The sequence below is a fragment of the Pseudomonas sp. 22189 genome (assembly GCF_052045635.1).
GTDB classification, from domain to species: domain Bacteria; phylum Pseudomonadota; class Gammaproteobacteria; order Pseudomonadales; family Pseudomonadaceae; genus Aquipseudomonas; species Aquipseudomonas parakoreensis.
In genome coordinates, this window is the sequence record NZ_JBQEPG010000023.1 from 11450 (window position 1) to 23749 (window position 12300).

General features: G+C 58.0%; 13 protein-coding genes. 10 read left to right on the forward strand and 3 right to left on the reverse strand.

Going from position 1 to position 12300, the window contains the following annotated elements:
- Window positions 1-200 precede the first annotated feature (200 nt).
- The 5 genes from sucC (at window position 201) to ACTJKS_RS21670 (ending at window position 5346) form a co-directional block, all read left to right on the forward strand.
- Window positions 201-1367 (forward strand): ADP-forming succinate--CoA ligase subunit beta, encoded by a 1167-nt coding sequence (sucC, locus tag ACTJKS_RS21650; RefSeq protein WP_003223015.1) that lies wholly within the window; start codon window positions 201-203, stop codon window positions 1365-1367.
- Window positions 1367-2248, forward strand: coding sequence for a succinate--CoA ligase subunit alpha (gene sucD / locus ACTJKS_RS21655; protein WP_003223019.1), 882 nt, complete (start codon window positions 1367-1369; stop codon window positions 2246-2248). The genes sucC and sucD overlap by 1 nt, the downstream gene beginning before the upstream one ends.
- Window positions 2249-2636: 388 nt before the next feature.
- Complete coding sequence (gene brnQ / locus ACTJKS_RS21660; RefSeq protein WP_047292845.1) at window positions 2637-3950, forward strand: branched-chain amino acid transport system II carrier protein; 1314 nt, start codon at window positions 2637-2639, stop codon at window positions 3948-3950.
- Between the two features lie 257 nt (window positions 3951-4207).
- The gene (locus tag ACTJKS_RS21665) at window positions 4208-4945 is read left to right on the forward strand and encodes a DUF599 domain-containing protein (RefSeq protein WP_108182074.1); all 738 of its coding nucleotides are present in this window, start codon (window positions 4208-4210) and stop codon (window positions 4943-4945) included.
- Window positions 4945-5346 (forward strand): MAPEG family protein, encoded by a 402-nt coding sequence (locus tag ACTJKS_RS21670; protein ID WP_041074377.1) that lies wholly within the window; start codon window positions 4945-4947, stop codon window positions 5344-5346. The genes ACTJKS_RS21665 and ACTJKS_RS21670 overlap by 1 nt, the downstream gene beginning before the upstream one ends.
- An 88-nt stretch (window positions 5347-5434) precedes the next feature.
- On the opposite strand, the gene ACTJKS_RS21675 is transcribed toward ACTJKS_RS21670, so the two are convergent.
- Window positions 5435-5671, reverse strand: a complete 237-nt coding sequence (locus tag ACTJKS_RS21675) for a hypothetical protein (protein WP_007962865.1) — start codon at window positions 5669-5671, stop codon at window positions 5435-5437.
- A 158-nt stretch (window positions 5672-5829) separates the two neighbouring features.
- Between ACTJKS_RS21675 and ACTJKS_RS21680 the strand changes: the two genes are divergently transcribed.
- The 4 genes from ACTJKS_RS21680 (at window position 5830) to ACTJKS_RS21695 (ending at window position 9538) form a co-directional block, all read left to right on the forward strand.
- On the forward strand, window positions 5830-6306 hold the full coding sequence (locus tag ACTJKS_RS21680; RefSeq protein ID WP_047292851.1) for a PaaI family thioesterase: 477 nt from the start codon (window positions 5830-5832) through the stop codon (window positions 6304-6306).
- Window positions 6303-6755, forward strand: coding sequence for a PaaI family thioesterase (locus ACTJKS_RS21685; protein WP_041074374.1), 453 nt, complete (start codon window positions 6303-6305; stop codon window positions 6753-6755). Before ACTJKS_RS21680 ends, ACTJKS_RS21685 begins: the two co-directional genes overlap by 4 nt.
- An 81-nt stretch (window positions 6756-6836) precedes the next feature.
- A complete protein-coding gene (gene htpG / locus ACTJKS_RS21690; RefSeq protein ID WP_198759072.1) occupies window positions 6837-8741 on the forward strand; it encodes a molecular chaperone HtpG in 1905 nt (634 codons plus the stop codon).
- A gap of 68 nt (window positions 8742-8809) precedes the next feature.
- The gene (locus ACTJKS_RS21695) at window positions 8810-9538 is read left to right on the forward strand and encodes a dienelactone hydrolase family protein (RefSeq protein WP_108182077.1); all 729 of its coding nucleotides are present in this window, start codon (window positions 8810-8812) and stop codon (window positions 9536-9538) included.
- 157 nt (window positions 9539-9695) lie between these two features.
- Here ACTJKS_RS21695 and ACTJKS_RS21700 read toward each other — a convergent pair whose 3' ends face one another.
- Together ACTJKS_RS21700 and ACTJKS_RS21705 are read right to left on the reverse strand one after the other, a co-directional pair.
- Window positions 9696-10559: a pirin family protein gene (locus ACTJKS_RS21700; protein ID WP_108182078.1), complete on the reverse strand. Its 864-nt coding sequence runs from the start codon at window positions 10557-10559 to the stop codon at window positions 9696-9698.
- Between the two features lie 61 nt (window positions 10560-10620).
- Window positions 10621-11037 (reverse strand): OsmC family protein, encoded by a 417-nt coding sequence (locus ACTJKS_RS21705; protein WP_027614046.1) that lies wholly within the window; start codon window positions 11035-11037, stop codon window positions 10621-10623.
- A gap of 129 nt (window positions 11038-11166) precedes the next feature.
- Between ACTJKS_RS21705 and ACTJKS_RS21710 the strand changes: the two genes are divergently transcribed.
- Window positions 11167-12222, forward strand: a complete 1056-nt coding sequence (locus tag ACTJKS_RS21710; RefSeq protein WP_411157857.1) for an amidohydrolase family protein — start codon at window positions 11167-11169, stop codon at window positions 12220-12222.
- Window positions 12223-12300: the final 78 nt, after the last annotated feature.

The window sequence follows — 12300 nt, forward strand, 5'->3', positions numbered from 1 at the left end:
ACACACAATAAGAAACCACGGCGGTAACGGCCCGTCGTGAGCCTTGCGAGCAAGTCTCACCGCGGAATGTCCGCTGGACGCAGTCTTGCGTAGCTGAATCGGGTAACCGGAAGGCTACGCAAGCAGCAGTCACAGGTGGCGCGGCACTCATCAAGAGCGCAGCGCCGAATGCGCAGTACCTAACGAAGACGGTAAAAAGCATGAATCTTCACGAGTATCAGGGTAAGCAGCTGTTCGCTGAATACGGCCTGCCAGTTTCCACTGGTTACGCAGTAGACACCCCGGAAGCAGCAGCAGAAGCTTGCGACAAAATCGGCGGCAGCGAGTGGGTTGTCAAAGCCCAGGTCCACGCCGGTGGTCGCGGTAAAGCGGGCGGCGTCAAGCTGGTTCGCAACAAAGAAGACGCCAAGGCCTTCGCACAGCAGTGGCTGGGCAAGCGTCTGGTGACTTACCAGACTGACGCCAATGGTCAGCCAGTCACCAAGATCCTGGTTGAATCGTGCACTGATATCGCTAAAGAGCTGTACCTGGGCGCTGTCGTTGACCGTTCGAGCCGTCGCATCGTGTTCATGGCTTCCACCGAAGGTGGCGTGGACATCGAGAAAATCGCTCACGACACTCCAGAAAAAATTCTGAAAGCCACTATCGATCCACTGGTTGGCGCTCAGCCATTCCAGGGTCGCGAGCTGGCGTTCCAACTGGGTCTGGAAGGCAAGCAAGTTGCCCAGTTCGCCAAGATCTTCGTCGGTCTGGCCAAACTGTTCCAGGATCACGATCTGGCCCTGCTGGAAGTGAACCCGCTGGTGATCAAGGCTGACGGCGATCTGCACTGCCTGGACGCCAAGATCAACATCGACGCCAACGCCATGTACCGTCAGCCTAAGCTGAAGACTTTCCACGATCCGTCGCAAGACGATCCGCGCGAAGCGCACGCTGCCAAGTTCGAACTGAACTACGTAGCCCTGGAAGGCAACATCGGCTGCATGGTCAACGGTGCCGGCCTGGCCATGGGTACCATGGACATCGTCAACCTGCACGGCGGCAAGCCAGCCAACTTCCTCGACGTAGGTGGTGGTGCTACCAAAGAGCGCGTGACCGAAGCCTTCAAGATCATCCTGTCCGACACCAACGTCGCTGCAGTACTGGTCAACATCTTCGGTGGCATCGTTCGCTGCGACATGATTGCCGAAGGCATCATCGGCGCCGTGAAAGAAGTCGGCGTGAAAATCCCGGTTGTTGTTCGCCTTGAAGGCAACAACGCTGAGCTGGGCGCTAAAGTACTGGCAGAAAGCGGTTTGAACATCATCGCTGCTACCAGCCTGACCGACGCTGCTCAACAAGTTGTCAAAGCTGCGGAGGGCAAATAATGAGCGTCCTGATCAATAAAGACACCAAAGTTATCTGCCAGGGTATTACCGGTTCGCAAGGTAGTTTCCACACCCAGCAAGCCATCGAATACGGCACCAAGATGGTTGGTGGTGTAACTCCGGGCAAAGGCGGCACCGAGCACCTGGGTCTGCCAGTGTTCAACACCGTTAAAGACGCAGTTGCTGCCACTGGCGCTACCGCCAGCGTGATCTACGTTCCGGCTCCTTTCTGCAAGGACTCGATCCTGGAAGCAGCGTTCGGCGGCATCAAGCTGATCGTTTGCATCACCGAAGGCATTCCTACCCTGGACATGCTGGACGCTAAAGTTAAGTGCGACGAGCTGGGTGTTACCCTGATCGGCCCTAACTGCCCAGGCGTAATCACTCCAGGCGAATGCAAGATCGGCATCATGCCAGGTCACATTCACTTGCCAGGCAAGGTCGGTATCGTTTCGCGTTCCGGCACCCTGACCTACGAAGCTGTGAAGCAGACCACTGACGCCGGTTTCGGTCAGTCGACTTGCGTCGGCATCGGTGGTGACCCGATCCCGGGTTCGAACTTCATCGACATCCTGAAGCTGTTCCAGGAAGACCCGAAGACCGAAGCGATCGTGATGATCGGCGAGATCGGCGGTTCGGCTGAAGAAGAAGCGGCTGCCTACATCAAGGCACACGTGACCAAGCCGGTTGTTTCCTACATCGCGGGTGTGACTGCTCCTCCGGGCAAGCGCATGGGCCATGCTGGCGCAATCATCTCTGGCGGCAAAGGCACTGCAGACGAGAAGTTCGCTGCGCTGCAAGACGCAGGCGTAAAAACCGTGCGTTCGCTGGCAGACATCGGCAAGGCCTTGGCCGAGCTGACCGGTTGGGCTGTCAAGTAAGCCTCGTGCTTGACTGACGCTTCACCAGACAAAGGCCACCTTCGGGTGGCCTTTGTTGTTTCTGAAGATCAAAAGATCGCAGCCTTCGGCAGCTCCTACAGATGATCCTGTGTAGGAGCTGCCGAAGGCTGCGATCTTTTGATCTTTGCGTTCTTTATGAAATTTAGATGCGTAAACGCGACACCGACACGTCGTGTATCGGATAGTTCGCCCTCAAACAGTGCGTTTGTCAGACAAATTCGTTAGGCTAGCAGCCATTTTTGCGTCTGCCGCCCACAAGGCATGCAACGCGCTAAACGGGTCAGCCCCATACGGACTGACAGCATTTCCCTGACCCAAAAGGGAAATCCCCCTCTAAATTCCGATTCAGTAGTGTGGTATTTCCTTAATGAAAGTTTTGAAAGGTCAGGACATCCTGGCACTGGGCTTTATGACATTTGCCCTGTTCGTCGGGGCCGGCAACATCATTTTCCCGCCTATCGTCGGCCTGCAGTCCGGACCTAACGTCTGGATGGCGGCGCTGGGCTTTTTGATCACGGCAGTCGGCCTGCCGGTGGTCACCGTTGTCGCTCTGGCCAAGGTCGGGGGGGCGATGGATGCGCTGAGCAGCCCGATTGGCAAGATCGCCGGTGGTGTCCTCGCCGCGGCGTGCTACCTGGCGGTCGGCCCGCTGTTCGCCACCCCGCGGACCGCGACCGTGTCGTTCGAAGTGGGTCTGGCGCCGCTGACCGGCGAAAGCCCTCTGGCGCTGTTCCTCTACAGCTCGGTGTACTTCCTGCTGGTGTTCTTCATCTCGCTGTATCCGGGCCGTCTGCTCGATACCGTGGGGCGTTTCCTCGCGCCGCTGAAAATCATCGCCCTGGCGGTACTCGGTATCGCCGCGTTCGCCTTGCCGGCCGGTGATATTGGCCAGGCCACGCCTGAATACGTCGCGGCACCGTTCTCCCAGGGCTTCATCAATGGTTACCTGACCATGGATACCCTCGGCGCGCTGGTCTTCGGCATCGTCATCGTCAACGCGATCCGCTCCCGTGGCGTCGAGTCGCCTGCGCTGATCACCCGTTACGCGATCATTGCCGGCCTGATCGCCGGTGTCGGTCTGGCGCTGGTGTACATCAGCCTGTTCCGCCTCGGTTCCGGAAGCCATGAAGTCGCGGTCGGTGCCACTAACGGCGCGGCAGTGCTGCATGCTTACGTGCAACACACCTTCGGTTCGCTGGGCAGCGGTTTCCTCGCGGTGCTGATCTCCCTGGCCTGTCTGGTCACAGCGGTCGGTCTGACCTGCGCCTGCGCCGAATACTTCAGTCGCGTACTGCCACTGTCCTACAAGACCCTGGTGATCATCCTGGCCGCGTTCTCGCTGCTGGTGTCGAACCTGGGCCTGACCAAGCTGATCGCGTTCTCGATCCCGGTACTGACCGCAATCTACCCGCCGTGCATCGTTCTGGTGGCCCTGAGCTTCTGCAAGGACTTCTGGCATGAACACGGGCGGATCCTCGGCCCGGTCATGCTGGTGTCGTTCCTGTTCGGCACCATCGACGCGCTCAAGGGCGCCGGTCTGGCTGACTGGATGCCGTCGCAGCTGGCGCACCTGCCGCTGAGTGAGCAGGGTCTGGCGTGGCTGGTGCCATGCGTGATGACCCTGGTGGTCGCCGTGGTCTGCGATCGCCTGCTGGGCAAGCGCAGCGAAGCCGTTGCCTGACGTTGTCTGACCCGCCACAAGCGGGTCTTCAGCGCTTAAACAGAAATGCCCCGTATCAATCGATACGGGGCATTTTTTATGGGCGTCTGGCAGTGTCTTTTTCCGCGAGCTAACGTCGAAGGGTTGCCGAAGTCTTAATGTGGGAGCGAGCCTGCTCGCGAAAGCGTTGTGTCAGCCGCCATCAATGTTGTGCGATACGCCGCTTTCGCGAGCAGGCTCGCTCCCACAGGTAGCATCCATACTCCACAGGGAATTGCATGTCGTTCATCCAAGCCAACCTGATCCACCTGCTGGCCGCGCTCTGGTTTGTCATCTGCTGGGGCGGCTACACCCGTTATGCGTCGTGGAAGGCCCGCGATACCGCGTGCCTGGCCAGTGTGTTGCACCTGTATCGCGAAGACTGGATGCGCCGCATGCTCCTGCGTGACAACCGCATCGCCGACGCCAGCGTTATCGGCAATCTGGAGCGTAACGCCTCGTTCTTCGCCTCCAGCACCCTGATTATTCTTGCCGGTATTCTGACCGTGCTCGGTGCGTCCGAACGCGCCGTGTCGTTGCTGGCGGATATCCCGATGGTGCAGCAGGCATCGCAGGGCATGTCGGAGATCAAGTTGCTGTGCCTGGCGCTGGTGTTCGTCTATGCGTTTTTCACGTTCAGTTGGTGCATGCGTCAGTACAACTTTGCGGCGGTGCTGGTCGGCTCAGCGCCAATGATCGGCGAGCGCCAAGTGTCCGAGCAGGAGCGCAAGGCGTTCGCAATGCGGGCGGCACGGGTGATTTCGATGGCGGCCAACCAGTTCAACTTCGGTCTGCGTTCCTACTACTTCGGCATGAGCATGCTGGCGTGGTTTGTCAGCCCATGGTTGTTCATGTTGATGAGTGCTGGTGTGGTTCTAGTGTTGTACCGCCGCGAGTTTCATTCCGACGTGCTCGATGTGATGGTCTATACCCCTACAGAGGCGCCATTGCCCGAAACCAATAAAGAGGCCGCTTGATGAGTATTCCGTTCTGGTGTGTGTTTATCAGTGCATTGTTGATCTACATCGCGCGTATGCCGGTGGGTAAAGCCATGAAAGAGCAGGGCGGTTACAACAACCACCTGCCGCGCCAACAACAGGCGCAACTCACTGGTTATGGCGCGCGGGCGCTGGCGGCGCATCAGAACTGCATCGAAGCGTTCATCCTCTTCGCCGTGGGTGTGCTGATGGCGCACACCACGCAAACCCAAGGCTGGTTGATTGATGCTCTGGCAATCATCTTTGTGATCGCGCGGATTCTTTACGTGTGGTTGTATCTGGCGGATAAACCAGCCCTGCGCAGTCTGGTGTGGCTGGTCGGCCTGCTCTGCAGTTTGTTGCTGATGATTAGTCCGACTTTTAGAACCGTATTGCTCTAAGAAAGCCTCTAAGCCAAGACTGACCAAAAATCACAGGCAAAAGAAAACCCGCACTTGGCGGGTTTTCTTTTTCTGCATCAAGTCGCAATTATTGCTTCTTGGCAGCTTCTTCTTGAGCAGCTTGATTCGATTCAGCCTGAGCTTTGGCAGCTTCGGCGTTTTCTTTTGCTGCGTCGTTCACTTTATCCTGAGCTTTGTTCATGTCTTGCTGAGCTTGCTCAGCATGTTGGTTGGCATCTTGAGCTTTGTCCTCGGATTTTTTATCGCAGGCAGCGAGACCGAGGGAAGCGGTCAACATCAAGGCAATAGCTAAAGTCTTACGCATGGGGTGTTTCTCCTTATGGAAAATAACTACTGGCCTTAAGAGCGCAGCGCCAAAGGTTAAGTTCCTCATTTGGTTCAGATATATAAGTTTGTTTTTCAGTGGAACTTTTGCCGTATTGCTTACTACTGGCAAAAGGCTCTAACGAGAGTAATTATCAAATGGCTGAAAACCCCGTTTTTGAGCGCGCGACACGCTTTCTCTCCGCCCTGCGCCATTGTCAGGTGCTCGGTTTGACGGTGCACAGCGCCAGCAGCGAAGGGCTGACGGTGAAGCTGCCGTACAGCGCGCAAATCGTTGGCAATCCGCAAACCGGGGTCATCCACGGCGGCGCGATTACTTCGCTGATGGACACCGCATGCGGCATGTCCACATTGTGCGTGCTGCCGGAATTCGAAGTCTGCCCGACCCTGGACCTGCGCATCGACTACATGCACGCCGCAGAGCCGAACAAGGACGTCTACGGTTTCGCCGAGTGTTATCGGGTCACCACCGATGTGATCTTCGCCCGCGGTTTTGCCTATCAGGACGATCCGCAGCAACCCATAGCCCATGTTGTTGGCACGTTCATGCGCATGGGCAAGGGGCTGAAAGGCACCCAGGGATTTGGCGGCAGGATCAAAGGAGAACTTCGATGAGCGATGACTGGAAGCAACAACTGCTGCTGGCTCACGCCCAGGGCGATTACGCGCCTTTGCTGCAGATGATTCCCTACGCCGGGCTGATCGGCGTCGAATGCTCGCGAGTCGGTGATGACCTGCTATTCAAGCTGCCGGCGAACAAGGACAACATTGGTAACCCTTTATTGCCTGCGATCCATGGCGGGGTGATCGCCGGATTCATGGAGCTGGCAGCCGCGTTGCATTTGTTGATCTTCACCGGAGCGCCCGGGGTACCGAAGATCATCGATTTTTCCCTGGATTACCTGCGCGCCGGGCAGTTTCGCGACACTTGGGCCAAATGTCAGGTCTGCCGTCAGGGCCGGCGCGTGGCCAACGTCGCCATCACGGCCTGGCAAAGTACCGAGAGCGAGCCGATTGCCACCGCCCGTGCACACTTCAAAATCGATGAGCCCTTGAAATCCTGAACGCTGCCCCCAACTCAGTGAACAACCCGCCGCCGACCCTCCGGGTCGCGGCCACTGCCATCTGATTGGAGTTTGATGACCATGAGTGTGGAAACTCAAAAGGAAACCCTGGGCTTCCAGACCGAGGTAAAGCAGCTGCTGCACCTCATGATCCATTCGCTGTATTCCAACAAGGAAATCTTCCTTCGCGAATTGATCTCGAACGCCTCTGACGCTGTCGACAAGCTGCGCTTCGAAGCTCTGGCCAAGCCGGAATTGCTCGAAGGTGGCGCTGAACTGAAAATCCGTGTGAGCTTCGACAAGGACGCCAAGACCGTCACCCTCGAAGACAACGGTATCGGCATGAACCGTGACGATGTGATCACCCACCTGGGGACCATCGCCAAATCCGGTACCGCCGATTTCATGAAGAATCTCTCGGGCGATCAGAAGAAAGATTCGCACCTGATCGGCCAGTTTGGTGTGGGCTTCTACTCCGCCTTCATCGTTGCCGACAAAGTCGATGTGTACAGCCGTCGCGCCGGCACTCCTGCCAGCGAAGGCGTGCACTGGTCGTCGAAAGGCGAGGGCGAGTTCGAAGTTGCCACTATCGACAAGCCAGAGCGCGGTACCCGCATCGTCCTGCACCTGAAGTCCGGTGAAGACGAGTTCGCCGATGGCTGGCGTCTGCGCAACATCATCAAGAAATACTCCGACCACATCGCGCTGCCGATCGAGCTGCCGAAAGAAGTGGCTGCTGCCGAGGGCGAAGAGAAACCAGCGGTTGAATGGGAAACCGTCAACCGCGCCAGCGCCCTGTGGACCCGTCCGCGCACTGAAGTGAAGGACGAGGAATACCAGGAGTTCTACAAGCACATCGCCCACGACTTCGAAAACCCGCTGGCCTGGAGCCACAACAAAGTCGAAGGCAAACTCGAGTACAGCTCGCTGCTGTACGTGCCGGCCCGCGCGCCGTTCGACCTGTACCAGCGTGAAGCGCCGAAAGGCCTGAAGCTCTACGTGCAGCGCGTGTTCGTGATGGATCAGGCCGAGTCGTTCCTGCCCCTGTACCTGCGCTTCATCAAAGGTGTGGTCGATTCCAACGACCTGTCGCTGAACGTGTCGCGGGAAATCCTGCAGAAAGACCCGATCATCGACTCGATGAAGTCGGCGCTGACCAAGCGCGTGCTGGACATGCTGGAAAAACTGGCGAAGAACGAGCCGGAGCAATACAAGGGCTTCTGGAAAAACTTCGGTCAGGTCATGAAAGAAGGCCCGGCAGAAGATTTCGCCAACAAGGAAAAAATTGCCGGTCTGCTGCGCTTCGCATCGACCACCGAAGGTGACGGCGAGCAGATCGTCGGTCTGGCTGACTACCTGGCGCGCGCCAAGGAAGGTCAGGACAAGATCTACTACCTCACCGGTGAAACCTACGCGCAAGTCAAGAACAGTCCGCACCTGGAAGTCTTCCGCAAGAAAGGCATCGAAGTGCTGCTGCTGACCGACCGTATCGACGAGTGGCTGATGAGCTACCTCAGCGAATTCGATGGCAAGACCTTTGTCGACGTGGCACGCGGTGACCTCGATCTGGGCAACCTGGACTCGGAAGAGGACAAGAAAGCTGCAGAAGAAGTCGCCAAGTCCAAAGAAGGTCTGGTCGAGCGCCTGAAAACCGCGCTGGGCGATTCCGTTGCTGAGGTTCGCGTCTCTCATCGTCTGACCGACTCGCCAGCCATTCTGGCCATCGGCGAACAGGACCTGGGCCTGCAAATGCGCCAGATCCTCGAAGCCAGCGGGCAGAAAGTGCCGGAGTCGAAGCCGATTTTCGAATTCAACCCGAGCCACCCGCTGATCGAGAAACTCGACGGCGAGCAGAACGAAGGGCGTTTTGGCGACCTGTCGCACATCCTCTTCGATCAGGCCGCTCTGGCGGCTGGCGAAAGCTTGAAAGACCCGGCCGCTTATGTGACCCGTCTGAACAAGCTGCTGGTTGAGTTGTCAGCCTAATCACGATGTAGAAAAACCCGCTTCGGCGGGTTTTTTCATTCTGGTGTTTAACTAATCAGGAGTCAGAAATGAGCCAAGTTACTGTTCGTTCCGTGGTCTATCAGTTGGATGGTCAGCCCTATGAAGGTCGTCTGGCGTTCGACGCCGAGCACAAGGGCGCGCGCCCGGGCCTGTTGATGGCGCCGAACTGGATGGGCGTCAGCGCCGGTGCCGAGGAGATCGCCAAGTCGGTCGCGGCCAAGGGTTACGTGGTGTTGATTGCTGACGTGTACGGGCAGGCAGTGCGTCCGCAGAACGCTGACGAGGCAGGCGCGGCGATGATGCCGCTGAAGAACGATCGTGCACTGCTGCGTAAGCGTATGCAGGCGGCGTTCGAACAACTGCAGAAGCAGGGCGAGGCGGCGGTCGATACCTCGAAGCTGGCAGTGTTCGGTTTCTGCTTCGGCGGTTGCTGTGCGCTGGATCTGGCGCGTACCGGTGCACCGGTGAAGGCGGCGGTGTCGTTCCACGGCACGCTTGACTCACCGAACCCGGCCGATGCGCAGAACATCAAGGGCTCAGTGCTGGTGTTGCACGGTGCTTCCGACCCGTTGGTGCCGAAAGAGCAATTGCCGGCGTTCGAAGATGAAATGAACGCGGCGAAGGTCGATTGGCAGTTGCTCAGCTATGGCGGTGCGGTGCACTCATTCACCGATCCGCATGCCAATGTGCCAGGCAAGATGATGTACGACGCGAAGACCGCCCAGCGTGCGTTCAAGTCGATGCATGATCTGCTGGAAGAAGTGTTCAACGGCTGATTGTGCAGTCAGGCATTGACTCGGTTGGTGCCTGATCTGGCCTCATCGCTGGCAAGCCAGCTCCCACAGTGTTCGATTCGTTTGCTGGATATTTGTCCGGCGCTAAACCTGTGGGAGCTGGCTTGCCAGCGATGGCTGACTAACAGGCGACACAGAGCTAAGGCAATTCAATCCGCTCAACTTCCCCCGGTACCGTCGGCCAATCCCCGGCCGCCCACTTGCGCCGCGCCTCATCGATCGCCGCCGGATCGCTCGCGACGAAATTCCAGTTGATCCGCCGTGGCCCGTCCAGTGCTGCGCCGCCAAACACCACCGCGTGCACATCGCTTTCGGCAAACAGGCTCATCGCTTCCCCGCCCGGCAACACCGCCAGCGCGTGGGGTTCGAGGGGCTCGCCATTCAATTGCGCATCGCCACTCAGCACATACACCGCGCGTTCTGCGTGCTCGGTCGGGATCAGCAGTGTGGTCGCGGTCTGCATCTTCACTTCGGCATACAGCGTAGGAGAAAGCACCGGCACCGGCGATTCCAGGCAAAAGCCTGACCCGGCAATCATCCGAATCTGCACGCCAAGGTTATTGCTGACCGGCAAGGTTGCGGCCGGGTGATGGCTGTAATGCCCAGGGCCTTGCTCATGATCCTTGGGCGAAGCCAGCCAGATCTGCAAACCGTGCATCGTGAAGCTTTGCGCCCACAACGGCGCGGGCGTGCGCTCGACATGGGCAATCGCACTGCCGGCGGTCATCCAGCTGACATCGCCGGCGCTGACCACTTGATCGGAGCCAAGGCTGTCCTTGTGCTGGATCTGCCCTTCGAAGAGGTAGGTCAGGGTCGACAGACCAATGTGCGGATGCTGTCGGATGTTCATGCCTTTGCCCGTCGGATAAACCGTCTCGAGCATGTGGTCGAAAAATACAAATGGCCCGACGCTGCGGCATTTGGCTGACGGCAGCGGGCGCAGGATCGGCTGGCCTTCGACGTCTTCGGCGCGCGGGCGGATGATCAGTGGTTGCGTATCCATGGTGCATTCCAGGCTGAGCGGGTGATGCCAGAAGCATAACCCGCCGCTGGCAAGAGGGTGATTACTGGCTGTCGAAGCCTTGTGGAGCGTGGGTTTCGATGCTGACGTCGGTGGTGGTCATCAGTTTGTGGATCGGGCAGCGATCGGCGACGCGCAGCAGTTCTTCACGCTGGGCATCGGTGAGGACGCCCTTGAGGGTAAGCGTCACATGCAGGGCATATTTGCCTTTCTGCTCTTCGCTGTTGTCGCGTTTGACCTCGACACCCACGCCGGTCAGCGGGATGTCTTTCTTCTTCGCGTACATTTTCAGGGTCAGGGCTTTGCAGGCACCGAGCGCGGCGTCGAAGTAGTCGTGTGGCTCGGGTGCCGAGCCTTCGCCGCCGGCAGACTTCGGCACGTCGGCAAACAATTCGTGGTCATCGATCTGTACGGTGTGACGAAAACCTTCGGCGGAGACGGTATTGACGGTAACAGTCATGGCAACCTCACTGGCAGTAGGAAAAAGTCGTGCGATCAAAAAAGACCTTGCAGTTATAGAGCATTCCCACAGAGCCGCGTTCCACTTTCCTGCAAGATGAACCCTTGTTGTCGGCTCAAGGTCTAGGCTATGCCTACCTGTCGGAGATTACTTGTGTCCCTGTTTCGTTTGAGTCTTGCCTGCCTGCTGGCATGTGCCGGTACCGCCAGCGCCCGCGATTACACTTACAGCGATGCGCACCTGCACTATGTGGATTTTTTCCAGGAGACCGCCGGCATGGCGAAATTGCTCACGGCCATGCAGGACAATTCCATCGACCATGTGATGATTTCCGGCATTCCCGTGGCGAAGAAATGGCATGAAGACGAACCCAAACGTCCACGCTATTACGCCGGTGATGACGCCGACGCCTACTGGTACAGCGCCACCGACGTGATCGTTGCCGATGCCGTGCAGAAACTGACGCCGGAGCAGCGTCTGCACTTTCATCCATTCCTCTCAGGCTTCAACCCTAACGACAAGAACTCTGCCGCACACATCCAGCGCCTGCTCGATCTGTATCCGGGTCTGTGGCAGGGCATCGGCGAAGTGTTCACCCGCCATGATGACCTGACGGCACTGACCGCTGGCGATACCCCTCGGGCCAATAACGAAGCGATGAAGCGGATATATCACCTGGCCGCCGAAAACGATCTGCCGGTGATGCTGCATTCCAACATCACTTCCAAGCGTGAGAAAAATCCGCTGTACCTGAAGGAAGTTGAAGAACCGCTGCGAAATCACCCGCACACCCGGTTCATCTGGGCGCACGCCGGCACCAGTGCGGAGATCCATCGGCACCAGACGCAGTTGGAATTCCTTCTGCCCACCGTCAGCCGGATGTTGGAGGCTTACCCGAATCTATTCATCGATCTGTCGTGGAGCATGCTCACGCCGTATCTGCTGGATGAGCAGGGCAAGCCGCGTGCGCAATGGCTGGCATTGGTGGAGAAATACCCTGAGCGCTTTATGGTGGGTTCGGATGTTGTAGGCCGATTCAACAAGCTCGGTGAGGAAATGCGCAGTTTCACGCCGTTCCTTGATGCCTTGCCCGAAGACGTGGCGCGTAAAGTCGCCCGGGATAATTTCTTGGCGATATTGCCGCGAACAGCAGCAAAGTCCGGGAAATCCGCGCTGAATCGTTAATGCCGAGGGTTCGAAGTATCAAGGCCTTTTGATATCACCTTTTCGTCTTACGCAAATTTGCGCGGGGCCGATACCTTC

Coding starts and splice junctions, on each gene's coding strand:
- ACTJKS_RS21675 (WP_007962865.1), bottom strand. CDS start 5,671: ATGCGTAAGACTTTAGCTATTGCCTTGATGTTGACCGCTTCCCTCGGT.
- ACTJKS_RS21695 (WP_108182077.1), top strand. CDS start 8,810: ATGAGCCAAGTTACTGTTCGTTCCGTGGTCTATCAGTTGGATGGTCAG.
- htpG (WP_198759072.1), top strand. CDS start 6,837: ATGAGTGTGGAAACTCAAAAGGAAACCCTGGGCTTCCAGACCGAGGTA.
- sucD (WP_003223019.1), top strand. CDS start 1,367: ATGAGCGTCCTGATCAATAAAGACACCAAAGTTATCTGCCAGGGTATT.
- ACTJKS_RS21710 (WP_411157857.1), top strand. CDS start 11,167: ATGCCTACCTGTCGGAGATTACTTGTGTCCCTGTTTCGTTTGAGTCTT.
- sucC (WP_003223015.1), top strand. CDS start 201: ATGAATCTTCACGAGTATCAGGGTAAGCAGCTGTTCGCTGAATACGGC.
- ACTJKS_RS21700 (WP_108182078.1), bottom strand. CDS start 10,559: ATGGATACGCAACCACTGATCATCCGCCCGCGCGCCGAAGACGTCGAA.
- ACTJKS_RS21685 (WP_041074374.1), top strand. CDS start 6,303: ATGAGCGATGACTGGAAGCAACAACTGCTGCTGGCTCACGCCCAGGGC.
- ACTJKS_RS21680 (WP_047292851.1), top strand. CDS start 5,830: ATGGCTGAAAACCCCGTTTTTGAGCGCGCGACACGCTTTCTCTCCGCC.
- ACTJKS_RS21705 (WP_027614046.1), bottom strand. CDS start 11,037: ATGACTGTTACCGTCAATACCGTCTCCGCCGAAGGTTTTCGTCACACC.
- brnQ (WP_047292845.1), top strand. CDS start 2,637: ATGAAAGTTTTGAAAGGTCAGGACATCCTGGCACTGGGCTTTATGACA.
- ACTJKS_RS21670 (WP_041074377.1), top strand. CDS start 4,945: ATGAGTATTCCGTTCTGGTGTGTGTTTATCAGTGCATTGTTGATCTAC.
- ACTJKS_RS21665 (WP_108182074.1), top strand. CDS start 4,208: ATGTCGTTCATCCAAGCCAACCTGATCCACCTGCTGGCCGCGCTCTGG.